The sequence below is a fragment of the Spongiimicrobium salis genome, from assembly GCF_043678055.1.
Lineage (GTDB): Bacteria > Bacteroidota > Bacteroidia > Flavobacteriales > Flavobacteriaceae > Spongiimicrobium > Spongiimicrobium salis.
The window spans coordinates 496,470-519,058 of record NZ_JBHEQA010000002.1; the positions used below are offsets into that span (position 1 = coordinate 496,470).

24 protein-coding genes are annotated in these 22,589 nt (G+C 36.9%); 13 read left to right on the top strand and 11 right to left on the bottom strand.

Translation table 11 applies throughout. The features are described from left to right. Nucleotides 1-15: 15 nt before the first annotated feature. From ACEXOE_RS11510 to ACEXOE_RS11520, 3 genes are all read right to left on the bottom strand, one after another. The gene (locus ACEXOE_RS11510) at nt 16-771 is read right to left on the bottom strand and encodes a DUF4097 family beta strand repeat-containing protein (protein WP_394748935.1); all 756 of its coding nucleotides are present in this window, start codon (nt 769-771) and stop codon (nt 16-18) included. 146 nt (nt 772-917) lie between these two features. Further along, on the bottom strand, nt 918-1,682 hold the full coding sequence (locus ACEXOE_RS11515; protein ID WP_394748936.1) for a LytR/AlgR family response regulator transcription factor: 765 nt from the start codon (nt 1,680-1,682) through the stop codon (nt 918-920). Between the two features lie 4 nt (nt 1,683-1,686). Continuing rightward, nucleotides 1,687-2,757: a sensor histidine kinase gene (locus tag ACEXOE_RS11520; RefSeq protein WP_394748937.1), complete on the bottom strand. Its 1,071-nt coding sequence runs from the start codon at nt 2,755-2,757 to the stop codon at nt 1,687-1,689. A 212-nt stretch (nt 2,758-2,969) separates the two neighbouring features. Between ACEXOE_RS11520 and ACEXOE_RS11525 the strand changes: the two genes are divergently transcribed. Then, complete coding sequence (locus tag ACEXOE_RS11525; protein WP_394748938.1) at nt 2,970-4,178, top strand: FG-GAP repeat domain-containing protein; 1,209 nt, start codon at nt 2,970-2,972, stop codon at nt 4,176-4,178. Nucleotides 4,179-4,296: 118 nt separating this feature from the next. Here ACEXOE_RS11525 and ACEXOE_RS11530 read toward each other — a convergent pair whose 3' ends face one another. The 3 genes from ACEXOE_RS11530 to ACEXOE_RS11540 all read right to left on the bottom strand — a co-directional run bounded on the left by ACEXOE_RS11530 (nt 4,297) and on the right by ACEXOE_RS11540 (nt 6,659). Beyond that, a complete protein-coding gene (locus ACEXOE_RS11530; RefSeq protein WP_394748939.1) occupies nt 4,297-4,791 on the bottom strand; it encodes a hypothetical protein in 495 nt (164 codons plus the stop codon). Between the two features lie 196 nt (nt 4,792-4,987). Further along, the gene (locus ACEXOE_RS11535) at nt 4,988-5,683 is read right to left on the bottom strand and encodes a LytR/AlgR family response regulator transcription factor (RefSeq protein WP_394748940.1); all 696 of its coding nucleotides are present in this window, start codon (nt 5,681-5,683) and stop codon (nt 4,988-4,990) included. A gap of 1 nt (nt 5,684) precedes the next feature. Then, nucleotides 5,685-6,659 carry a sensor histidine kinase gene (locus ACEXOE_RS11540; protein WP_394748941.1) on the bottom strand — a complete coding sequence of 325 codons (975 nt, stop codon included), beginning with the start codon at nt 6,657-6,659 and terminating at the stop codon, nt 5,685-5,687. 212 nt (nt 6,660-6,871) lie between these two features. Between ACEXOE_RS11540 and ACEXOE_RS11545 the strand changes: the two genes are divergently transcribed. Genes ACEXOE_RS11545 through ACEXOE_RS11555 form a run of 3 tightly spaced genes read left to right on the top strand, consistent with a single transcriptional unit; the run spans nt 6,872 to nt 9,746 of the window. Beyond that, complete coding sequence (locus ACEXOE_RS11545) at nt 6,872-7,279, top strand: hypothetical protein (RefSeq protein WP_394748942.1); 408 nt, start codon at nt 6,872-6,874, stop codon at nt 7,277-7,279. Between the two features lie 2 nt (nt 7,280-7,281). Continuing rightward, on the top strand, nt 7,282-8,148 hold the full coding sequence (locus ACEXOE_RS11550) for an ABC transporter ATP-binding protein (protein ID WP_394748943.1): 867 nt from the start codon (nt 7,282-7,284) through the stop codon (nt 8,146-8,148). Between the two features lie 50 nt (nt 8,149-8,198). After that, on the top strand, nt 8,199-9,746 hold the full coding sequence (locus ACEXOE_RS11555; RefSeq protein WP_394748944.1) for an ABC transporter permease: 1,548 nt from the start codon (nt 8,199-8,201) through the stop codon (nt 9,744-9,746). Between the two features lie 110 nt (nt 9,747-9,856). Here the strand turns inward: ACEXOE_RS11555 and ACEXOE_RS11560 are convergent, their stop codons facing one another. Beyond that, nucleotides 9,857-11,020 carry an MFS transporter gene (locus ACEXOE_RS11560; protein WP_394748945.1) on the bottom strand — a complete coding sequence of 388 codons (1,164 nt, stop codon included), beginning with the start codon at nt 11,018-11,020 and terminating at the stop codon, nt 9,857-9,859. Between the two features lie 162 nt (nt 11,021-11,182). On the opposite strand from ACEXOE_RS11560, the gene ACEXOE_RS11565 reads away from it, so the two are divergent. From ACEXOE_RS11565 to ACEXOE_RS11595, 7 genes are all read left to right on the top strand, one after another. After that, nucleotides 11,183-11,743, top strand: a complete 561-nt coding sequence (locus tag ACEXOE_RS11565; RefSeq protein ID WP_394748946.1) for a Crp/Fnr family transcriptional regulator — start codon at nt 11,183-11,185, stop codon at nt 11,741-11,743. A gap of 159 nt (nt 11,744-11,902) precedes the next feature. Then, on the top strand, nt 11,903-12,460 hold the full coding sequence (locus tag ACEXOE_RS11570) for a DUF4494 domain-containing protein (protein ID WP_394748947.1): 558 nt from the start codon (nt 11,903-11,905) through the stop codon (nt 12,458-12,460). A 299-nt stretch (nt 12,461-12,759) separates the two neighbouring features. After that, entirely contained in the window at nt 12,760-13,593 is an 834-nt protein-coding gene (locus ACEXOE_RS11575) for an ABC transporter ATP-binding protein (RefSeq protein WP_394748948.1), read from the top strand. 32 nt (nt 13,594-13,625) lie between these two features. Further along, nucleotides 13,626-14,357 carry a hypothetical protein gene (locus tag ACEXOE_RS11580; protein WP_394748949.1) on the top strand — a complete coding sequence of 244 codons (732 nt, stop codon included), beginning with the start codon at nt 13,626-13,628 and terminating at the stop codon, nt 14,355-14,357. Nucleotide 14,358: 1 nt separating this feature from the next. Further along, on the top strand, nt 14,359-15,039 hold the full coding sequence (locus tag ACEXOE_RS11585; protein WP_394748950.1) for a hypothetical protein: 681 nt from the start codon (nt 14,359-14,361) through the stop codon (nt 15,037-15,039). 28 nt (nt 15,040-15,067) lie between these two features. Continuing rightward, nucleotides 15,068-16,153 carry a sensor histidine kinase gene (locus ACEXOE_RS11590; RefSeq protein ID WP_394748951.1) on the top strand — a complete coding sequence of 362 codons (1,086 nt, stop codon included), beginning with the start codon at nt 15,068-15,070 and terminating at the stop codon, nt 16,151-16,153. Continuing rightward, nucleotides 16,150-16,866 carry a LytR/AlgR family response regulator transcription factor gene (locus ACEXOE_RS11595; protein WP_394748952.1) on the top strand — a complete coding sequence of 239 codons (717 nt, stop codon included), beginning with the start codon at nt 16,150-16,152 and terminating at the stop codon, nt 16,864-16,866. The genes ACEXOE_RS11590 and ACEXOE_RS11595 overlap by 4 nt, the downstream gene beginning before the upstream one ends. A gap of 94 nt (nt 16,867-16,960) precedes the next feature. On the opposite strand, the gene ACEXOE_RS11600 is transcribed toward ACEXOE_RS11595, so the two are convergent. Continuing rightward, on the bottom strand, nt 16,961-19,021 hold the full coding sequence (locus ACEXOE_RS11600; RefSeq protein WP_394748953.1) for a helix-turn-helix domain-containing protein: 2,061 nt from the start codon (nt 19,019-19,021) through the stop codon (nt 16,961-16,963). A gap of 255 nt (nt 19,022-19,276) precedes the next feature. Here ACEXOE_RS11600 and ACEXOE_RS11605 point away from each other — a divergent pair, with 255 nt between their 5' ends. After that, complete coding sequence (locus ACEXOE_RS11605) at nt 19,277-19,852, top strand: ankyrin repeat domain-containing protein (protein WP_394748954.1); 576 nt, start codon at nt 19,277-19,279, stop codon at nt 19,850-19,852. Nucleotides 19,853-19,874: 22 nt separating this feature from the next. Further along, a complete protein-coding gene (locus tag ACEXOE_RS11610) occupies nt 19,875-20,957 on the top strand; it encodes an acyltransferase family protein (protein WP_394748955.1) in 1,083 nt (360 codons plus the stop codon). Nucleotides 20,958-21,031: 74 nt separating this feature from the next. Here ACEXOE_RS11610 and ACEXOE_RS11615 read toward each other — a convergent pair whose 3' ends face one another. From ACEXOE_RS11615 to ACEXOE_RS11625, 3 genes are all read right to left on the bottom strand, one after another. Then, a complete protein-coding gene (locus tag ACEXOE_RS11615; RefSeq protein WP_394748956.1) occupies nt 21,032-21,241 on the bottom strand; it encodes a hypothetical protein in 210 nt (69 codons plus the stop codon). Nucleotides 21,242-21,507: 266 nt separating this feature from the next. After that, nucleotides 21,508-21,957: a hypothetical protein gene (locus ACEXOE_RS11620; protein WP_394748957.1), complete on the bottom strand. Its 450-nt coding sequence runs from the start codon at nt 21,955-21,957 to the stop codon at nt 21,508-21,510. 6 nt (nt 21,958-21,963) lie between these two features. Further along, entirely contained in the window at nt 21,964-22,512 is a 549-nt protein-coding gene (locus ACEXOE_RS11625) for a hypothetical protein (RefSeq protein WP_394748958.1), read from the bottom strand. Between the last annotated feature and the right edge of the window lie 77 nt (nt 22,513-22,589).

Genomic DNA, 22,589 nt, shown 5'->3' on the forward strand with positions numbered 1-22,589 from the left:
CGAAAAGAGGACGGCTTATTTAATTAGGCGAATGTTACCACTTACAGTGCTTAATTCGACATCATGAAGACCTTGGTCAAAGTTCCCTTGGGCAAAGCTACCTATTAGTTTTTCGCCTATAATGATTTTGGGTATCTGCCCTTCTTTTTTAATTTTTCCAATAGTTGTTTCGGCCTTTAAACTTAGAGCTTTCCCAATTTTCATTGCAATATGGCCACTTATGGTCTTTAAAGTCATGTCACCATTATATTGGTTAATGGTAATATTTCCGCTTATGATATCTGCAATAAGATTGCCATCGAAGGAAGTGATGGTTAGGTTGCCAGCAGTACTTTTTACGGTTAATGCAATGTTTTCAGGGGCATAAAGTACATATTCTGCATGAATGGGAATTCCATTAATCGTGATTTCATCATGTTCTGTATCACCATCCATTTTAATGGTAGTTCCCCTATCCTTGTTGGAGAAAATACCTTTAGATTTTTTTTGTTTTTTAAATAATCTACCATAAGAAGACTTTATCCGTATACCATTGGAGCGCTCCTTTATATCTAAATTAAAATGGTCATCAAGTTTGCCATTGTCTATTCTTACCGATGCTTTTAGAAGGATTTCATTTTTCTGCCAACTATGTACCTTAATCGTTCGAGCATAGGGCAATGTTAACATAATATGATCCGCCCTACCTATTGGAATTTCCCGTTCTAAGGTCTTTTGAGCTTCTAATTGAACATTCCAAAGGATGAACAAGATGAGTATTGATTTTTTCATTTTTGATTGATGATTTTAGAGCATAAATGCCATGTTATATACTACAAAAATGAAACTCAAAATCGATGACATAAAATTGAAAAGGACGAACTAAGGAAAAATACGAATGAAATGGGATAAAAATGCACGTAAATACCTATAGCGTTCTAAGAATCTAGCCAAATCCTAAATTTAGCCGTAGAATTTGAGCTTGTAATCAATTTGTCTTTAGCTCCTTTCATATGCAAAACCAACCTATTCTTAAAATAGTTTTCCATCCGTAAAATATGATTGATGTTGACAATATGACTTCGATTGATCTTAAAAAACTGTTTTGGGTTTAAGGTTTCGTTCAGGCGGGTAATACTCTGCGAAAACAAATGTGAGACCCCAGTATCATCAATCAGTTTACAAAAGGTTCCCGATGCTTCAATAAAACTGATGTGCTCCGTATGCAATAGGTGCATCCCTTTGGGGGTTTTAATGACGAATCTAGATTTGTAGCTATGCTGTTGCTTTAAAGCCATAGTAACATCATTTAGTACGGTCTGGTCTATGTGATACGGTCGCTCTTGATGAAAAAGTTGTCGATATTTCTGTAATGCCAGACTAATGTCCTCCACAGTATATGGTTTTAATACATAGGCAATGCCGTTAATTTTAAAGGCATCCAACAGGTATTCGTTGTACGCGGTACAGAAAATAATGGGACAATTCACGGTAAGGGACTTGAACAAATCAATGACCGTACCATCCAATAATTGAATGTCCGAAAATATGATGTCATATTTTTTGCCCTTCCCCAACAACTTCCTACCCTGTTCTATGGTTCGGGACCAATCAAAATGACAAGAAACTTCAAAATGATGGCTTAAGAGATTTAAAAGTTTTTCATAAGCGGGTATTTCATCTTCCAAAATTAATATGTTCATATGCTTACCTATAATATTCCGTTAATATAAGAATCGGAATGGTTACTTTAAAAGTTTCTTTATTTTCTTCAATACTGATTTTTTTTCCAAAGATCAACTGATAACGTTCTTTTAAGTTTTGCAACCCAGTCCCAAACGAAGTAATATCGTTCGCCGTTTCGATTTTTGTATTTGTTATGACCAAATGTTCCTGGTGTATTGCAATGATCGTTTGGATGGGAACTTTAGCGGTAGGTTTGTTGTGTTTTACGACATTCTCTACGAGAATTTGTAAGGCTCCTGTGGGAACATAGGCTTCATCATCCTGAGCTTCTCCAATGATTTGAAACGTGTAAGCATTGCCAAAACGGGTTTCAATCAAATAAAAATAGTGCTGGATCATCGCTATCTCTTCCTTTAAACTTAAGATTTCCTGGTCCTTGGATTCTATGAGGTAACGATATAGGGAAGATAAGTTTGTGATGTATTGTTTTGCTTTTGTGGGTGAGTGATCTATTAAAGCATCCAAAGTATTTAAGTTATTGAATAGGAAATGAGGGTTCAACTGAGCTTGTAATAGTTTTAATTCACTTTCTTGTTGTTTCTTTTGAATTTGAACAATATGCAATTGACTTTCAAAGTATTTTTTTGCCAGAAGTATACCAAGCGGCAGACCTGCATTCTCTGCCATTAAACCAAGTCCTCGCAATAAGGCTTCAAATACTTTTGGGAAAGTTTGCCAAGGCTTGTTTTCTGCCCAGTGCCAAGTGGTAAAGGCCACTAACCCCAGACTTGTTGCGATGATGAGGGCAAAGGCAAAAAAAAGAAAATAATTTCGCCTTCTGATAAGATATTTTGGAACAATCCATAAGAAAAATAGAAAGACGACTAAAAAAGTACAAAGTAATTCTAGAGGTATAGCCATTACATACCCAATCAGAGGTGGCCCCATATTTTGGGTACTGTGTCCATCCGGAAAGATATATTTGGTAGTGTCATAATTGACAGAGTGATCATACCCATTGATCAATACAAAAATTAGGGCATAAATACCTATGAGGAAGTAATCGGTCTTATTTAAGGTTGTATTTAACACATCTAAAAGGTAAAGATGTTAAAAAAAACCGACTTCTTTAAAGCCAGAAAAAACAAACTAGTATAAAAATCTTTTAAAATAGGGCATATTGACCATAAAACGGGCTACCAGTGGCAGGAATTCCTGTTTTTATGGTCATCCAAGAGATATGGAAATTTATGTATTGGCATTAAAATGCCTTAAATTAGCAGAAGAAATATAATACTAATTCAATGAACAGAATATGCGCCATAGGGCTTATCCTTGGAGTTTTACAAGTAAGCTATAGTCAGGAAAATAAGGGTCAAAAGAATAAAGCAACGCCTTTGTATAGAGACGTTACTACGATAAATTTACCCTATGAAGATTTGCAGTTGCTCTCCATGGATGCTGGTATAGCCGATTTGGATAAGGATGGGGATATGGATATTATTATTGCCAATGAGCACAGACCCAACATTCTGCTCGTGAATGACGGCAAAGGAAAGTTTAGCAATGAGAGTACACGTATACCTCAAGTGAATCATGACAGTGAGGATATTGGTATTGCTGACTTTGATTTGGATGGAGATCTGGATATTATTGTGGTCAGCGAAGATGATAAAACCAATGAACTGTACCTCAATAATGGCGATGGTACATTTAAGGATGCTGGAAACCGTATTCCCGTAACCGGGACCTCTAATTCCGTCCTTGTTTTTGATGTTAATAAAGATGGGGCCCTGGACATCATGATTGGGAATAATGGCCAGAACAATGTACTGATCAATGATGGCAAAGGCAATTTTAAAGATGAGAGCATTGCGCGATTGGGCAAATTTATAGACGTGACCCAAGACCTTACGTTAGGAGATATCGATAATGACGGCGATATGGATGTGTTGGTTGGAAATGAGGATGCCAACCGTATTTTGATCAATGATGGGAAGGGTTTTTTTAAAGATGAATCCTCCGCAAGATTACCCTATCGCAATGAACCCGAAGAGACAAGGGAAGTAGACGTAGCCGATATTGATGGCGATGGAGATTTAGATATATTGTACGGCAATGTACAAGCTTTTGTTGCAAACGCTTCGCGACAGAACAGATTGCTGCGTAATGATGGAAACGGTTTTTTCTCCGATATTACTTCCAGTAACTTGCCCAAAGACAACAATCGTTGTTTTGGGGTGGCATTTTTGGATATTGATCAGGACGGGGATGCCGATATTATGACAGGAAATACCAATGGGACTCGCTTTGGAGGGATTACCCCCTTTAGCGTTTATGTGAATGATGGAAAAGGAAAATACACTGAAGTCACCTCTGGAATTCTTCCGGAAAGTATTGGAGGACGGGGTTTTGATATCGACTTTATAGATTTAAACGGAGATCAAATTAAAGATCTCTTCCTAAGCAATAGAGGCTCACAAGATTTTTTGCTTTTTGGAAGGAAACCCTAAGAGATGTTGTGCAGCTAGGTTTGCCCTGCGGTCACAATTTCATACCACATGAATGGTGGACAAAAAAATGCCCGGAATACATCCTATCCCGGGCATTTTAAAATGTATTCAGAAAAGATTATTCAGAAGCCGATGTTTCCTGATGTTCCATCATTAACTTCTTATCTTCTTCCGTAATGCGTTCGTGCTCGGATAAGATACGCTGATGTTCTTTTTCCATATTATCATGCTCGGATTTCATGGAGGCATGTTCCGAAGTCATTTCTTCCAAGGACATTTCTCCAGAACCATGTTTGGTTTCCAAGTCTGCGTGCTTTGCTATCAAAGCACTATGTGCTTCGATGAGCTTACCATGCTCCTCCAATAGGGCAGTATGACTTTTTTCAGTGACCAAATGTAAGGAATCGTTCTCAATACCACTATGGGCATCTACCATTTCCTGATGATCATCCTTCATTTGACCATGTTCTGTAGCCATGGTAGCATGGGAGTCTTTCATTTCTTGATGCTTAAGGACCATTTCCTTATGTTCGGGTAACTCAGCAGGGTTCTGTTTGCAGGCGCTAAAAGTAAAAAATGCGATAGCACATGCTAGAATACTAAATGTTTTCATGATTTTTAGGTGTTTATTTGAAGGCAAATTTACCACATTTTAGGCCTTAGAATAGAGTAAAACAAGAAAATTCGATAAAAAATACAAGATAAAAACTGTTAAAACAATGCATTAGGTTGCATAAAATGCCCACCTTATATTCAAAATAACAAGAATTTTTAATAGGCCTAAAGGCCATATCTGTTTCTTGAATTAACTAGATGCGATCTAAGACCGATTTCCGATACGATTTTCCAATGGGCAGTTTCATATCGTTTTGGAGTACAAGCTGATTACCATCAATAAGCTTTAAATGATTGAAATTAATAACAGTGGATTTGTGTATTCGTATAAACTGCTGGGGTAATTTTTCTAAAAAATCGGATAGAGTCTGTGGCGTTAATATCATGCTATCCGTATAGATTTTGATATAATTTCCATAAGCTTCGATGTGACTAATACGCTCAAATTTTATTTTAATAATTTTCTTATCGCTCTTCACAAATATGGAATCGGCCTCGGCTACTTGATGTTGATTCACTGGCGGTATTGCTTCGGTTTTTACATTTACTTTCATTACCGCCTGCAAAAAACGTTCTAAGGAAAAAGGTTTAAGAAGGTAGTCCACCACGGCCAGTTCAAAACCTTCTACAGCATATTCTGAATACGCTGTTGTGATGATTACATTAGGTTTTTGCTGCATTGTTTTTAATAAACTTAAACCAGAGAGTTTGGGCATATTGATGTCCAAAAATAAAATGTCAACACTTTGTTCTTGCAAAACCTCCATTACCTCAAAGGCATTTTTACAGGTTGCAACCAGTTCTAAATAAGGTGTATCCTTAATATAGTTTTCCAATATTTGACGGGCTATAGGCTCATCGTCGGCAATAATACATTTCAATAGTTCCATCTTACAAATCAAGAATTAGTTGAACGGTATAGGTATCATTCTTTTTAACAATAGTCAATTGATGCTTTTCAGGATACAGCAATACCAATCGTTTCTTGGCATTTTGAAGTCCTATACCACTTTTACCAGCTTCCATATCGGTTTCGTTTAATTTCGTATCCACAGCATTTGTACAGGAAAACGACAAGGAACTTCCAGTAATGTCCAGGATTACTTCTACCCTGCTTTCCTGATTATGGCCCATGGCCAAATGCTTAAATGCATTTTCAACAAATACGATCAGGAGCATTGGAGCAATAGTGTTTCCGGCAATAGCTCCGGTTATATTTACATGGATCTCTGCCTGGTCTTCCAATCTTATTTTTTCCAAGGCGATATAATTTTCCAAATATTGGATTTCACGTTCTAAGGACACATAGGTCTCCTTGGTATCATATAAACTATAACGTAATAAGTCAGATAACTTTAACATCAAACCAGGCAACTTATCAGATTTAATGACAGATAATCCATAAAGGTTGTTCAGGGTATTGAATAAAAAATGTGGATTTAATTGTGCTTTCAACAGCTTTAATTCCGCATTCTTTTCCTCTTGGCGGCGCACAAAACTGTCTCTTGAAATTTTGAGTGCACTTCCAAAGGTCAAGGCCAAAATTAATATGCCAAAGAGGTTGAGGAACATGGTCCATCGGTATTCTTGATCTATTGCCCAGAGTAACAAAAAGACAGCAACCACGGTAAAAATGGAAGCATTGATGGCAAATAAAACTAGAAATCGCCATTTGTTTCTGTTAAAAAATGGAAGAATCAAGATATTGTTGATGTAGATGGCCGGTGCCAGTAATACAATAATAAATGCAGAGGGAATGACCTTATTCTCTGCTTGGATGACCCCAAGCAGTATAAAGAAAAGGCAGCACCATATGAATAGGTTTTGTATTACTTTATTATCTACCCAGTTATCTAGTTTTGACATATTTATACAAAGAAGTTCCTTCAAAAATATCTTTTCTTCTTCAAATCCCCACTTTTTAATGATAAAGAACCCCCATTTTGGTCTGAAGGGAAGGTTTTTGGTGATTTTCGTGAAATCCAAAGCTCATCACCTTTTCAGGAACGCTTATCATTCTTTTTTTTCTAAGGTTCGTTTTCATTTCATATTTGGGGCATTAATCTTAAAAATAAATAATGATGAAAAATGTAACTCAATGGATTACTATCCTTCTTTTATGCATTCAAACTATCGGTTATGCGCAAACAAAACAACTCGAAACCTCTTCGGAAAAACGGGAAGTGATCACAGTAAAGCAAAAAGTGAATGCCAACATCGATATGGAGACCTTTAAAAACTTTATAGGTACCTACTTTCTGGCAGAAGCTGACTTTGAACTGGAAATCGTGGCAGAAGATAATAAAATGTACATTATTAGCCCCTTCTCCAAAGACATCCTAATACAGAAAAATGAAAGCACTTTACGAGAACCTACACGGGGTGTGGATTTAGAGCGTATTGCAAATAATAAGAACGCGCTAAAATTTACACAAAATGGCTATGAAACCGTAATTGAAAGAGTGGCCGTACAAAACGAAAACTAAGAATGATGATTCTAGAAGTTCAAAATGTATCTAAAAGATATCCTCGAAACAGTTATGGTTTAAAGGATTTCTCTATCACCATAGAAAAAGGAATCCTTGGATTATTGGGCCCCAATGGTGCCGGTAAATCCACTTTATTGAAGATGATTGCGACCATAAATAAACCGACTTCAGGAATTATTAGTTTAAACAAAAACAATATTGTAAAAGATGCCAATTATATGCGGAAACAGTTAGGGTTTTTACCTCAGGATTTTGGGGTATATCCTAATTTAAACGCTTATGAATTTTTACATTACATGGCAGCATTGAAAGGAGTCGGTGGGACAAATTTGAAAGCTAGAATTGCACACTTGCTCGAAGGTCTAAATTTAATGGAGGTTGCCAAAAAGCCAATAGGGAGTTATTCAGGCGGCATGAAACAACGAGTGGGCATTGCCCAGACCCTATTGAACAATCCTAAAATTGTACTTTTTGATGAGCCTACAGTGGGCTTGGACCCAGAAGAGCGTGTCCGTTTTAGAAACCTCATTTCTGATTTGGCAAACGACTGCATCGTAATTCTATCTTCCCATATTGTCTCTGATATTGATACCATTGCGGATAAGGTGGCCATAATGAAAAATGGAGCGCTTATTTCTCATGGTACCCAAGAAACCAATATTGAAAGAGTACGCGGGAAAGTATTTGAAACCAGAATCAAGAAAGAAGCATTAAAAACTTTTAAAAATCAGCATATTGTAGTAAGTACCACAAGAAAAGAAGGAGCATTATATGTTCGCTATATAACAGAAAATCCGGTATCAAACTCCATAATAAAAGAAGCCAATTTAGAGGATGCATATCTGTATTTCACCAGCAAGAGTTAGGCCTGGAAAACCTGTCTTGAACGAACTAAAGATATTTTAAAAACCAACCTATGAAATCACTAATGACCCTTGTGCGATCAGATTATTTACAACGAACGAGAAGCTATGCTTTTCTAATTACACTCTGTGCTAGTTTGGCTATTGCCTATACCTTTGTGCCCGAACCTAACGCCAATTACTCTACCATACGGATTGCGAATCATGTAGGCTACTACAATTCCGCTTGGTTTGGATATGTTACGGCAATCATGACCAGTATTTTCCTTTCCTTAATAGGGTTTTATCTTGTAAGTAGTAGTGTTAAAACCGATATTGACACCAAAGTTGGACAAATCGTGGCTTCCACACCTATTTCCAATTTCCACTACTTGTTGTCTAAAGCATTAAGTAATTTTTTGGTGCTATTGACCATTGCGATCGTGGTCTTTATAATGAGTATTGTCCTTTTTGTCCTATACAACGATGGTTACCCCTTTGAATGGCATCAATTTGTACAGCCTTATGTAGTTATTGTACTGCCGGCACTTTTTTGTATTGCTATATTGGCCATTGTTTTTGAAGCTTTCTTTGGGAAATATACCATAATACAACATATAGGTTTCTTCTTTCTTTTTGCTGTTTTAATGATTTTTAGCCCGAAGAGAGAAGCCCAGTTTTCTATGGATGTATTTGGAAGTAAAATTGTCATGCATCAATTGGAACAGACCGTCAGGAAGGTTTCAAATACTCCGGAGAATACCGATTTATCTATAGGTTATGTCATAGGAAATACCCAAGAGACAAAACGATTTGAATTTAATGGCATGGATTTTCCTTTGACGTTTCTATTCAGTCGTTTTGCATGGATAGCTTTGGGAATAGTGTTGATTTTTATGATTTCGGGTTTATTTCATCGATTTAACCTCAAAGAAAGAACGTACAGACCTAAAGTTAATTCAAAAACGAAGAAATCGATATTGAAGAACGAACTAACGCTTTCCCAATTGCCAATTCCCCAAATACACTATGGCATATATCCGGTTTTAAAAACAGAATTGGTATTGCTATATCGAAAAGGAAAAAAAGGATTATGGCTCTTAAATGCACTTGGCATGTTTTTATTGATTACACTTCCTTTAGAAGCTGCACACCAAATAGTACTTCCCCTACTGTGGTTTTTACAAGTGGGACGCATTTCCGATATCAGTACCAAAGAACGGACCCATGGCCTACATTATTTTACCTTAAGTGCCTATAAACCGATCATAAGGATTCTGTTTTCGCAAATAGCTGCTGCTGTCCTATTATTATGGGTATTGGCTTCCCCCTTATGGGTTCGATTGATGATATCTACTGATTTTAATGGAATGCTGGCCATAAGTTTAGGAGCAGTTTTGGTAGTATTGCTTTCAGTAGTATTGGGGATACTATTCAAAGGAAAAAAGCTATTTGAAGTTCTTTTCTTTATGATTACCTATGCAAATATCAATCGCATTCCATTGGTGGATTACTTTGGTGGATTTGATCACCCTAGGGGATATACCCTTAAACTTGCCATTGTAATAATGATTTTAGCTGGTATTAGTGTTTTTATGAGAAAGAAGCAATCTATCCAATAGTATTTTAATTGCACTAGCGATATGTTTTCCACTTTATTGAAATCCCATTCCACTAATCTAATACCTATATACATTGTTCAAAATGAAGGTTACTTTATACAACCATTGCATTAATGGCTCTTTTTGTAGCGCAACATATAAACAAGTCCTAAACTGGCAAAAAATGCACAAACGTAAAATACAATAGGTATTTTTTCCAAGATATCCTGATAATACCATCCTGAAAGCAAAGCACCCAATCCTATACCTGCTTCTAGGGCAATATACATGGTGGCTATAGATTTTCCCTTGCTTGCGGCTTTGCTTAAATCAATGGTCCAGGCATTTACCGTCGGAGAGATGATGCCCATAGCCAATCCGTAAAGTGTTGCCCCGATCAAAAGACCACTGCGGCTATCTAGTTTTCCCAATAATGACAAGGCCAAAACGAGAACGGCCAACCCAATACTAATTACAATTTTACGGCCATAGCGATCGGAAATTTTTCCTGCAATCAGGCGTACAAAAAGGGAGGCTATCGTAAATGCAATGAAGAAAGTCCCTTTATTGAGAATGCCCAAATGGTCGCTCCAATCTGGAATTAAAGTGAGTATCACTCCAAACCCCAAATACGTCACAAAAGTGATTCCTGCCGCAGGAAGTGCTTCCATGGCTATGATGTCGGACTTTGTAATTTTAAGCGCCTGCCATTGAAATCGTTGCGTATGGATAAGGGTTTCTTTAACTCTTAGCACTAGGATAACAGCCAATAATGCCATACAGGAAGAACTGTAGAATAGTACATCGTAATTGGAGTATAGTTTAATATAACTTCCCAGGGCGGGACCAAGCGCTAATCCCAGGCTAAAACACAAGCCTTGAATCCCCATCGCCTCGCCCAAACGATTTTTAGGAATAATATCAGAAACATAAGCAGCGATGGCCGTGGGACTAAAGCCCGTGGAAAAGCCATGTAGCAGTCGTAAAAATAAAAAACCAGAAACGGCAGTAAGTATGGGATAAAATAGGCCGGTTACAACACAGACCAAGGCTCCGATAATCAATACCGGTTTACGACCGATGGTATCGGTTAATTTTCCACTAAAAGGTCGTGACAAACCTGCTGTTAATGTAAATAATCCTATAATGAACCCTTTATATTCGGCTCCTCCCAAATTGGCCAAATAACTTGGTAATTCAGGAATTAGCATATTATAACTAGCCGAAAAAAACAAAGAACTGAAACAAATTAAGATAAATTGTGGGGTATAAATTCGTTGTTTTGATGTTTTCATTGGACTTGTATGATGTTTAGCGCAATTCCAAAGGAAAAAGCAGATTCTATTCTTTTATTCTCTAATTTTACCATGAACTCAAGTAATTTTTTAGATGAGTACAGTGCAAAAAACTTATTATTTAAAAAAGTATGAAAGGACAATTGTCCCAAGCTCGAAAAAATGATTAGAAAGGACACTAATTTCTTGGCGTATATTGAAGTTTTAAATCAAAAACACCCCTCTTTTTTTGTGGAAGAGCATTATAAGGCTAAAGAAGTGATCTTGGCGCAAGATAAACGCTATCATTTCTTGTATTTTCTTAAAAAAGGAATTGCCAAATGTTATTTATCGGATGAGAACGGCAAAGACTTTATCCAAGAATTTTTGGGGGAAGGTATGGAGTTTGGGGAATTGGAAGTTTTTAGTGGAAATTTGAGTTTCTGCTCCATAGAGGCCATTTCTCCTGTTACTGTATATAAACTATCGCATCAGCATTATAGGGAATTATTGGAAAATGACCCCGTTTTCAATAAATTTGTCATGACCGCCCTAGCCTCCAAAATTGGATTTAAGGCCCCTAGGCATGCTTTTCAACAATCCTATTCCATAGAAGAAAATATGGTGAAACTTATGGAACGCTATCCAGATTATCATAAGATATTCTCTAAAAAAGATATTGCAAATTATTTGGGCATTACGGTTCGTAGCCTGAATAGAACCTTGAATGCTTTAAAGGAATAATACTCGATACACCTATATCTTTCCCATTTTTTTAAAAGCTAATCCGCTCAGGCTAAAAGTACTATAAAGTTCCTTTTGAAATTGTGAATATCTATTCCTCTTTTTAGCTTTTTCAACGAAAGTGAAGTCCTATATTTGGCAGCCCTAAAACAAAAAGATATGAGTGCAACCTGGTACGAATGTAAAGTAAAATATAGAAAGCTCGATGAAGCCTCGGGCATGCAGAAATTAAAAACAGAACCTTTTTTGGTAGATGCCGTCTCTTACACGGAGGCCGAAAGTAGGATAACGGAAGAAATGTCGGTCTATTTGAGCGATAGCGATGAAATTAAGATTACTAATATCAAAGTAGCCAATTATGCAGAAATACACCCTTTTGAGAATTCTGACCGATGGTTTAAGTCCAAAGTATCCCTGATCGCCTTTGACGAAGAAAGTGGGAAAGAGCGAAAAACAAACCAATATCTTTTGGTGCAAGCCAATGATGTAAAAGAAGCTTACGACAATACGATCGATGTCATGAAAGGCACCATGGGCGATTATACCGTACCTGCTATTGCAGAGTCTCCTATTATGGATGTGTTCCCATATTTTTCTGGCGAAGAAGGGGAATTGGAACGCTTGGAAAACTTCACGGCTTTAAAAGATTCCGTATCAAAGGATACAGAGGTTACCGAGGATATCGCCTTAAAAAACGATTTTTCAGAAGAGGAATAACAACAAAAGGCTGTCTTTGTATCACTGGATGGCCTTTTTTAAATCCTTCTACAGTTGCCCTTAGATGTATATATGCACTACTGACAGGAGGTATTGAAGCAGTTCTATGCTTCTTAATACCATAAACCCACAAATGTTTCCCAGGCAACAATTCCTTGTTGTCTACCAAAGTCCCTTTGTTGTTGGAAATACCCTTCTCGTTAATTTTATTTTCCCTTTTCTCTTAGGTCTATTACTATTGTTGCGGATGTAAACTATTCCAAAAAACGGTTTAAGCACTATTAATCCAGTAACTTACAATGATAGCCATTCAAGATTTAGGATATTATTATTCCAAAAAGAAACCTCTGTTCGATGCCCTTCGATTGCATTTTTTTCCGGGAAAAATTTATGGATTGTTGGGGAAAAATGGCGCAGGAAAATCTACGCTTATAAAGCATATCACGGGTATGCTGTTTCCTAATGCTGGAAATTGTAAGGTTTTCGGCTATGTTCCTCAAAATAGGGAAGTAAACTTTTTAAAGGAGATATTCTTTGTTCCGGAAGAATACTATTTGCCCAACCTAAAGATTCAAATCCTCTTAAACACCTATAAGGGGTTCTATCCAAATTTCAATACTGCTCAATTTATGGGGTATTTGAAAGAATTTAAAATTGGAAAAGATCGGAAAACAAGTGATTTGTCCTTGGGTCAAAAAAAGAAAATAGCCATTGGCTTCGCTCTCGCTACCAATACCAAAGTTTTAATTATGGACGAACCCACAAACGGATTGGATATTCCTTCTAAAATCACTTTTAGGAAAATGGTGAAAGATGCCTTTGCTAAAAATCGTATTGTAATCATTACTTCGCATCAAGTACGGGATTTGGACGAACTCATCGACCATCTTATTATAATGAATCAGGGTAGAATTCTTTTGGATGAAGATAAGAACCATATTGCGCAACGATTGTTATTTGAGGTGTCTAGATCAGAACCCCACGGGAATTATATCTATAAAGAGCAATTGAGTCATGGTTATGCCACTATTGGGAAGAATACTACAGCGGCATTAGGTTATGTAGATATTGAATTGCTTTTTAATGCAGTATTGTTTAATGAAGATCGTATTAACCTCCTTTTACAATCGTAAGCACCATGAAACTAAGCGCAATATCTTTATTAATGAACCGACAGTTTAATGAAAATGCTAAAATTTATGGTATAGGGCTGTTGGTGCTTATGGCTTTTTTAGCATTTATGTTCCTCCTTGTCCATCAGTGGCAAGACAGTTTCTCTGGAGCAGTGCAAAATGGCGTCTTTGTTATTGGTTTATTTCTTAGTGGTGGATTGGTCAGCAATGCAATGTTTCAAGAATTTTCCAATCTTTCAAGCTGTATTTGGCTATTGAGTCTTCCTGTAAAACATATCGAAAAATTAATGACAAGCATAATACTCTCCGTATTTCTGTTTCTAGGAGTCTATTTCGTTGTATTTTACGTTGTAGATATGGTATATCTCTCTGTTACAGGGAAACTCCAATGGAACCTTCTATTAAATCCATTTAAAGAAGGATTTTATCAGTTTTTTTTCTGGTACTTTATCTATAACGGTATCATTTTGTTGGGGAGTGTAGTTTTTAATAAACATAGTTTAATCAAAACCCTTTTAGCAGGGATACTATGCCTTATTGTTTTTAACTACATAAATACGCTGCTTCTGGAGTTCTTAATCCCTGAAGTAACCATTGTTTCCAGCTTGGCATTTGACAATTTTCAGTTTACCAACCTTGGAGAAAATATAAAAGTCTTCCTACCTGAACAAGCAGATCTTATGAGTTCCATTTTTGTTCGTGCAATTTTACCCATTTCAATATGGAGTATCGTATGGCTGAAACTAAAAGAAAAAGAAGTTTAAAATGATAAAAAGAAGTAATTTGATGGTACTAGGGCTTCTTTTGATATTGGCCTTAGGAATGTTTACCACGAATAGTATACTTAAAAAGGAATATCTTAAAATTGATTTGACCGATACGTTTAAGAACTATACTTCCGTAAATAAAGAGACCTACAAGGTATTGCATATCTCCGGTAGCAATGGCTATCCTATTGATATTATAGAAAAACCGGAGCATACGATCAAAGTCCTTCGTTCCAGACAGAAGCATTTTAAAAGTGATTTAAGAAAAGACACCTTATTTGTGGTATTTACGGGAGCCAATATTTCACAAAAACAAGCTTTTATGACAGATACTCCATCTGGTATCATTGTAGAAAGCAATACGATAAACACGGTGATTGCAAATAATACCAATACGAGAATCACAGGGTTTTCCCAACGAGACCTTAAACTAATTTTAGAAGGAAATTCCCTGACCAAAGTTTTTAATTGTACTATGGAAACATTGGCTATTGCTGCAAAAGATAATAGTCAGTTTGAATTTTCTAGAAATAATACGATCGATTCTTTATATATTGAAATGTCCAATAATTCCGTGGGCGCTTTTGAAGAAGTCAATTTTTCAGCCCTACACCATTCCTTAAAAGATAGTGTTCGGTTGGTTTTATCTAAAGAAGTTGTCCAAACAATGATGCGATAAATGATTCATAATAGTATATTCCTAGTTTATGATGGTTGCAGAACATATTATACTGGCAAGACGTTCAAAAAGGGGATTTAGAATCGTATCCCATCTATTTTTTTGGATCGTTTTGTTTTTGAGTACCTATGTTTTGGTGAAAACATCCTTTGACCCCTATAAAGATACCCCATTGGGATATTTAACCCCCTTGCGCCAAACTATTGGATGGGCAGTATTTTTCTACCCTCTGATGTACGTAGTAATCCCAATGGTCATGAAAGGAAAATGGGCTCTCTTTTTTTTGGCTATGGGAACCCTTCTTTTTCTGTACACCACCATTGATGTGTTGGGAGAAAAACTGGTGTTTCAATATTGTGAAATTTGTCGAGTAGAGGTAGCAAATAAAAATGCAGCCTACTTAAGTGTCATTGATAAAAGTTTTATAGATAATATCTTATTTAGAGGCTCCAACATTGGTTTTTTTATAAGCCTATTCTCTGGACTCCTATTACCCATAAGTATTAAATATGCCATAGATTATTACCGCTCTGAGAAAGAGAAGGTACAATTGGAACTCAACTTTTTAAAAGCACAGGTCAATCCTCACTTTTTGTTCAACACCTTGAACAATTTGTATGGCTTAATACTACATGAACGTATAGATCAATCTGCAGAAACCGTAAATCGCTTATCAGATTTTATGCGGTATTCTCTGGAAAATGCAGGTAAAAAAACAATTTCCATAGCAGAAGAAATTAAGCTGATTGAAAATTATGTAGCCCTGGAGCAATTACGTCTAAACTTCACCAAGGTAGTTTTTGAGGTGACAACGGATGATAAAATAAAAAACCTACCTCCCCTTTTATTGCTGCCATTGCTAGAGAATGCTTTTAAATATAATGTGGATAAAAGAAATACAACTATTGCTATTATATTGACTATAAAGGACGATTTGTTGCATTTTAAGATTGAAAACACTTTTCTCGCCCATACGACTAAAAATGGGATTGGTGGACTTGGGTTGAGTAATTTAAAAAAACGATTGGATTTGTATTTTTCCGATCGTTATGCGTACGATGTGAAAATCGACGAAGCTATCTATACGGCATCTTTAAAAATTGATTTGAAATGAAAATCATAAAAGCATTAGTTGTTGATGATGAACCACTAGCCAGAGAAATCATTGAGACACACCTAGAGAAAGTTCCCAATTGGGAAGTGATCGGCACTTGTGTGAATGCAGAAGATGCCTATGAGGCCCTTTTGAAATATGAAGTAGATGTGCTGTTCTTGGATATTGAAATGCCTGTTATTTCTGGAATAGAGTTTCTTCAATCCCTGCAGAGACCTCCTTTAGTAATCTTTACCACTGCCTATAGTGAATATGCTTTACAAGGCTTTGATTTAAATGTGATCGATTACTTATTAAAACCCATTTCGTTTCCTAGATTTTTTAGAGCCATTGAAAAGGTGCATGAAAAAATGAAGGATGACAATACAAGGGATGTGGTAGAAAATTCACAAGTCCATCCCTATTTTTTTGTTAAGCACGATGGCAAATTGGTAAAGATCTTATTTTCCGATATCCTTTATATTAAAGCCGAACAAGAGTATAGCTATATTTATACAAGAACGGGCAAACTATTGGTAAGTATGCATCTAAAATTATTGGAAAGCATTTTACCGCAACACTTGTTCACCAGAATTCATAGATCTTACATTATCCCACATGAAAATGCAATTTCAATTTATGGGAACACGATTAAGATCGAAAATGACCTACAACTGCCCATAGGAAATAAATACAAAGAAAACTTGTTGCGTAAGTTAAATATAAATCAATAGTCCATGGTATTTGGCAATCTGCGTTTGAAAAGTTGATTTATGAACGAACCTATACAATCAGATATTGATTGACAATTTATGGATCTCCAATGTTTTACAGCAGCTTCTGTTCTTCTAAGGATTCCTTTAGTTGTTTGTGATTTTCCCAAAAACGATCCTTGATCTTTTGCATCGTAGTCTTATATTCCGGATGACGTTGCAAGGGCTCAAGTAAGGGGTCCATTTCATAAAATAGTACCAACCAATATTGAAAATGATTTTGTGCAGCAAAAACCTTTAATTCCGCAATGGCTTCATCATACTTTCCTTCGTACACATATTTCATTGCGGTACTGGCACTTTTATAGACAGATTGATCTTTGTCACAATAAGCAGAATAGGCTTTAAAGAAGTCAGCAGCTTGCTCTGGGTATCCCATTTTTTTATAAAGCGCAGCGATTCTGATATCCTCTTGGGGATATATGTTCAATCCATATTTTTCACGTACTTCGGCAAATTTTTGGTAATAGGCAAAGGCGCTGGTATAATCTTTTTGGAAATAAGACAATTTAGCAACCTCTTGTAGAATATCCATACGCGTGCTGTCTTTTTCAAATTCAAGCTGCAATAGGGTTTTGGTGCGTTCTAAATCCCCACTTTTGGCGAACTGGATAAATGCATTTACATAAGGAGCGTAAAAGTTTGTGGAATCCTGATCTAGAGATTTATTGATATAGTTGAAGGCTTCTTCGGTAAAGCCGTTTTGGATGAGTGCATTGCTCAAATTCAAATAGATATAGCTCTTGGTTGTAGAATCCTTGGCTGCAATGTCAAATTGTATTCCCATTAAGGCATATTTAAGATATTTGCTGGTATCTGGGATATAATTTGCGTAAACAAGAGATAATACCTGGACCACAGCATTGGAATTTGGGTTGTATTCCAAAGCTTTTTCCAAATGGGGCAATGCCAATCGATATTCTTCGGTATGCATATAGTACAATGCTTTGGCAATTAGGCTTAAGTCAGATTTGGAGTCGTATAAGAGCGCCTTATCCGCATAATTGTTGATAAGCCCTGTGTATTTCTTCTCCTTTTGTGAGAGGTCCAAAAAATAATAGGACATGGACAAATTGGCATGGGCCTCCGCAAATTGTGGATCTTCGGCTATGGCTTTCTCAAATAAGGGTATAGCGATATTTAAGCCCTCTTTAGTTCTGGTATAAAAAGGATCAAGGGCCCGAAGGAAATAATCATAGGCAACAAGGTTCTCCGTAGGTTTTTTTTCAATTTGTTCCAATTCGGCCGGGGTTACCTTTACCGCTATGGCTTTGGCAATTTGCTGGGCTATTTCATTCTGTAAAGCAAATATATCTCCTACCTCCTGACTATACTGTTTTACCCAAACCGATTTATCAGTCGCGGCTTCTATCAACTGTATATTCAGTAATATCTGATTTCCAACACGTTGTCCACTGCCTTCAATCAAGTAGCTCACCTGAAGTTCTTCGGCTATTTCGGGAGCCCTTTTTTCTGTATTTCGGTATTTTTCCACAGAAGTCCTACTGATAACGTGCAGTTCTTCTATACGCTGCAGCTTATTTAAGGTAGATTCCATAAGGCCATTGACAAAATAAAGATTGGAGGAATCACTACTCTGGTTCTTAAATGGCAACACAGCAATGGATTTTTCTGTTTCTATTGGGGAAACACTGGATTTTGTATTGAAAAAGAAAAAAGAAAGAATAATAATACCTAGTACAACAGCTCCTAGTACCGACCATCCGAATCGTTTTGTCCAAGAGGCACTAATAGGGAACACTTCCTCTGTGTTTTTCCCATTCTTCTTTTCCGCTACCACAGCGTTGTTCCCCACTTCCCCGGGAGGATACCCATAATGCTCACGGAAGCATTTGGTGAAGTAAGAAGTGTTGCCAAAACCTACTTGATGCGATACTTCGGAAATAGTAGTCGAGCTTTCACGAAGCAATTCCATGGCCTCTTCAAGACGGACTTGACGAATGAATTGACTTGCGGAAAGGTTCTTATCTTTTTTGATTTTTCTGAGCAGGTTGGAACGACTCATATGCATGGCATCTGCAAGTTCGGATACCCCAAAATGCTCGTTGCTTAAATTCTCCAGAATGAGCGCTTTCGCCTGTTCGATAAAGTTCACGTTGTGGTGAGGTTTTTAATGCGGTTTTTTATTGGCTCTAAATTAGAAAAATGTAAACACATTCATACTATAAAAGTTCGCATTCATAGGGCATTAAAAGTAATGTTTTGCGTCATAATTGATAGCCTTGCGTCATAATTTTCAATACTTCATCAAATTTTATAGCATTGGCAGCATAGCTTATTGGTAGTGCATCATGGGATAAAAGATCTTTGTGACAACAAAATTAATATTGAACTCTAAACATCTAAAATCATGAAAACATCGAAAACAAACACTTTACAAAAATGGATAAGCTTTTCCTTTGTTCTTATCTTATTAACAGCTGCCTGTGGCCAGTCCAACAAAAAAGAAAGTTCACAAGCCGAAGCCAATGCTCCAACAATTGATATTCATGCGGCGGTCCTATCTGGAAACTTGGAAATAGTAAAGCAGCATATAGAAGCTGGAACAGATATCAATCAAAAAGAAGTAATGAGCGGATCTACTCCTTTAATCTCTGCGGCCAGCTTTGGAAAAAAAGACATTGCTAAAGCTCTTATAAATGCAGGTGCCGACTTAACTCCCAAAAATAATGATGGATCTACCGCATTACATGCTGCTGCCTTCTTTTGTAGGGTAGAAATCGTACAATTGTTGATAGATGCACAGATAGACAAGAACATGCGCAATAATTTTGGGGCAACCGCAAGAGAATCTGTGATGGTGCCTTTTGCGGAAGTGAAGCCCATCTACGAAATGTTACAACAGCAATTGGGACCTATTGGCTTAAAGTTAGACTTGAACGAAGTGGAAAAAACCCGCCCCGTGATTGCCATGATGCTACAATAATAAAACGAAAAGCACTATTCCAATGACCACTGAAAGAAGATACGATATAGACTGGTTACGGGTAATTGCCATTGGCTTGTTACTTATTTACCATATTTCCATTATTTTTCAACCTTGGGCCATGTTCATTGGCTTTATTAGAAGTGAAGATGCCCTAGAAGATCTATGGAAACCAATGACCTTGTTGAATGTCTGGAGAATTCCCCTCTTATTTTTTGTTTCGGGCATGGGCTGCTATTTTGCCATGCGTAAAAGGAATTGGAAACAATTGCTGGTGGAACGGATAAAACGAATACTCCTCCCCTTTATATTTGGTTTTTTTGCCATATGCCCGCTTCATATTTTTATGTTCCAAAAATATTATAATATGCCCTTGGACTACTATCCCAATGCAGGTCATCTATGGTTTCTGGGAAATATTTTTGTGTACGTCCTGTTGCTTTTACCACTGTTCTTTTACCTCAAAAGAAATGAAGATGGAAGGTTTAAAAGAATTTTGTCATCGGTGATGAAACATCCTGGAGGGCCTTTATTGATTTCCCTGTTTTTTGTTATTGAAGCTGTTCTAATAAAGCCACAACTCTTTGCCTTATATGCAGAAACTTGGCACGGCTTTTTTCTAGGATTATTAGCCTTCTTTTTTGGTTTTCTGGCCGTCTATAGTGGTAAAACCTTCTGGCAAACGGTTCTAAAATGGCGGTGGCTATATATTGTTTTAGGCATAATTTTATTCAGTATAAGATTTATAGTGTTTCGTACTGAAGCTCCTGCTTATCTAATGGCAATCGAATCGAATTGCTGGATATTTGGGGTGTTTGGTTTGGCCCATAAATATTTGAACAGACCCAGCAGTATACTGAAGTATCTGAGCAAAGCCGCATATCCGGTCTATATTATTCATATGTCCGCGCTGTATCTGGGAGCTATGCTTATTTTACCCTTATCCATATCCGCCTTGTTGAAGTTCATTTTCGTAACGCTGTTCACCTTTTTTATGTGCTATTTTATATATGAAGTCCTGATTCGGAGAATTGCATTTATAGGACCATTATTCGGGTTGAAATGGAAATCAAAGCGGATATCAAACTTTGAGCGAGCAAAGTAAATCTTAGAAAGCGATCAGCGCAGTATAAATCAAAGTGGGATGTAACTGTACATCCCACCGTTAAGATGAACGAATCATTGATTTGGAACCTCAATGATGAATGGACGCCCACCTTGTCCTTTACAACTAATATAGAGACTGGCGGTCACTCCCGGAGTATTTGTATTGGCCAACCAACTTTCTCCATCACTAAAATTGCATATTACCGTGGTTTGCCCTCCATGGATGGATTGAAGTTCTGATTTGCTTAATACTGTTCCTAATTTCAACATGTTTTTTAACATAAGACACTTTTTTTGATGTTTTGGAAATAGGTTCGGGCAACACGGGAAAAGTTACCCTTAGATAATGATTGGATTTAAGGATATTGTTGTGATAGCCTGTTTAACGATCTATAAAGCGAGAAAAGTCAAGGGTTCTGATCCATACTCTAGTTGCTTTAGATCCGCTATATTCTGATGTTTTAGTTATCTAATCTTGCGATACCTAAAAAGCATGGACCCATTTACGGGGTCCTATACTTCATTAAAATAACTATTTATGCCTTCTATCATAGATAATCCAGTAATGGTAATGCAAAAGCTTCTATTTTCTTTTGATCAATTTTGGTTAGTTCTTCCTTCTTTTTAGTGTAAAAATTATAAAAACTAAAGTTTTCATTCAGACTGAGCGAAGGTACCACTACCACAAAACTATTCGTATCATATTGAAGGGCATATATGCCAAAACTGTTCATAAAAACGGTATTGCCAAATTGTTCGCTCAGCGTCTTGTTATAAGTATACATCGCAGGAAAACATCTTTCACATGCGGCTACAGCCAACATCGTTGTACCATTGTTCTCTGCTAATTGAATAACCTTATCTTTTGTAGGGCCACTAGGGCCTTTTTCGGCCACCAACGCTACATAGGCTCCATCAATAGCGTTTGATGAAAGTACATTTTGGGCAGACAAGCCATTAAGCGCAAAAACCAGTATTAAAATAAAGTGTTGTCTCATAGTATTTTATTCTGCGGTGGTATTATAAGAGATTGTCGTGACACAAGTATCCATTCCTCCATTATTAGGAAAAGTTGCGGTATAATTTATGGTGAGCACCCCATCGGTAAGTGTGCCCGAACCCACAAATACACGATTGGCAGCATCAGTAAAATCGATTTCAATCGTGTCAGGACCAGTAACCTCTATTTCAATGATATTTCCAGAACCATATCCAAACAAATTTAGTGTGCTTAAAGTGGTAGCGTCTTCCATGCTTATATCCAAATTATAAATAAACGAACCTGCGTTGACGCTATTTTGATCACATAAATCGGTGGCTTCTATATCCGTAGCCACAAAGTTGGAGGCCCAAGGTATCGTACAGGCACCATCGGTATCTTTTTCATAACCCATATCACAATTGCAGGTACCGTTATCACAAGTGCCTTCCCCGCAACTGACCATTTCACAGGGGTCTTGAGCTATGGGGTCGGTGGTGTTTTCATTATCAGAACAGGCAGAGAAAAGTAATAAGGAAAAAACTAGAAATTTAAAAATTGAATGTTTCATCATCTATTGGAATTAAATTTAAAAACTGTGTTATTTGTTGGTTCAATAAAGGGAAAGCGGGAGATAGCCCCCCGCATCCC

What these genes read in the sequence shown, in the direction of transcription:
- ACEXOE_RS11575 (WP_394748948.1), top strand. Translation starts at nt 12,760, where the DNA reads ATGATAGCCATTCAAGATTTAGGATATTATTATTCCAAAAAGAAACCT.
- ACEXOE_RS11580 (WP_394748949.1), top strand. Translation starts at nt 13,626, where the DNA reads ATGAACCGACAGTTTAATGAAAATGCTAAAATTTATGGTATAGGGCTG.
- ACEXOE_RS11510 (WP_394748935.1), bottom strand. Translation starts at nt 771, where the DNA reads ATGAAAAAATCAATACTCATCTTGTTCATCCTTTGGAATGTTCAATTA.
- ACEXOE_RS11515 (WP_394748936.1), bottom strand. Translation starts at nt 1,682, where the DNA reads ATGAACATATTAATTTTGGAAGATGAAATACCCGCTTATGAAAAACTT.
- ACEXOE_RS11535 (WP_394748940.1), bottom strand. Translation starts at nt 5,683, where the DNA reads ATGGAACTATTGAAATGTATTATTGCCGACGATGAGCCTATAGCCCGT.
- ACEXOE_RS11590 (WP_394748951.1), top strand. Translation starts at nt 15,068, where the DNA reads ATGATGGTTGCAGAACATATTATACTGGCAAGACGTTCAAAAAGGGGA.
- ACEXOE_RS11595 (WP_394748952.1), top strand. Translation starts at nt 16,150, where the DNA reads ATGAAAATCATAAAAGCATTAGTTGTTGATGATGAACCACTAGCCAGA.
- ACEXOE_RS11610 (WP_394748955.1), top strand. Translation starts at nt 19,875, where the DNA reads ATGACCACTGAAAGAAGATACGATATAGACTGGTTACGGGTAATTGCC.
- ACEXOE_RS11530 (WP_394748939.1), bottom strand. Translation starts at nt 4,791, where the DNA reads ATGAAAACATTTAGTATTCTAGCATGTGCTATCGCATTTTTTACTTTT.
- ACEXOE_RS11625 (WP_394748958.1), bottom strand. Translation starts at nt 22,512, where the DNA reads ATGATGAAACATTCAATTTTTAAATTTCTAGTTTTTTCCTTATTACTT.
- ACEXOE_RS11525 (WP_394748938.1), top strand. Translation starts at nt 2,970, where the DNA reads ATGAACAGAATATGCGCCATAGGGCTTATCCTTGGAGTTTTACAAGTA.
- ACEXOE_RS11570 (WP_394748947.1), top strand. Translation starts at nt 11,903, where the DNA reads ATGAGTGCAACCTGGTACGAATGTAAAGTAAAATATAGAAAGCTCGAT.
- ACEXOE_RS11605 (WP_394748954.1), top strand. Translation starts at nt 19,277, where the DNA reads ATGAAAACATCGAAAACAAACACTTTACAAAAATGGATAAGCTTTTCC.
- ACEXOE_RS11620 (WP_394748957.1), bottom strand. Translation starts at nt 21,957, where the DNA reads ATGAGACAACACTTTATTTTAATACTGGTTTTTGCGCTTAATGGCTTG.
- ACEXOE_RS11540 (WP_394748941.1), bottom strand. Translation starts at nt 6,659, where the DNA reads ATGTCAAAACTAGATAACTGGGTAGATAATAAAGTAATACAAAACCTA.
- ACEXOE_RS11555 (WP_394748944.1), top strand. Translation starts at nt 8,199, where the DNA reads ATGAAATCACTAATGACCCTTGTGCGATCAGATTATTTACAACGAACG.
- ACEXOE_RS11585 (WP_394748950.1), top strand. Translation starts at nt 14,359, where the DNA reads ATGATAAAAAGAAGTAATTTGATGGTACTAGGGCTTCTTTTGATATTG.
- ACEXOE_RS11560 (WP_394748945.1), bottom strand. Translation starts at nt 11,020, where the DNA reads ATGAAAACATCAAAACAACGAATTTATACCCCACAATTTATCTTAATT.
- ACEXOE_RS11550 (WP_394748943.1), top strand. Translation starts at nt 7,282, where the DNA reads ATGATGATTCTAGAAGTTCAAAATGTATCTAAAAGATATCCTCGAAAC.
- ACEXOE_RS11565 (WP_394748946.1), top strand. Translation starts at nt 11,183, where the DNA reads ATGATTAGAAAGGACACTAATTTCTTGGCGTATATTGAAGTTTTAAAT.
- ACEXOE_RS11615 (WP_394748956.1), bottom strand. Translation starts at nt 21,241, where the DNA reads ATGTTAAAAAACATGTTGAAATTAGGAACAGTATTAAGCAAATCAGAA.
- ACEXOE_RS11545 (WP_394748942.1), top strand. Translation starts at nt 6,872, where the DNA reads ATGATGAAAAATGTAACTCAATGGATTACTATCCTTCTTTTATGCATT.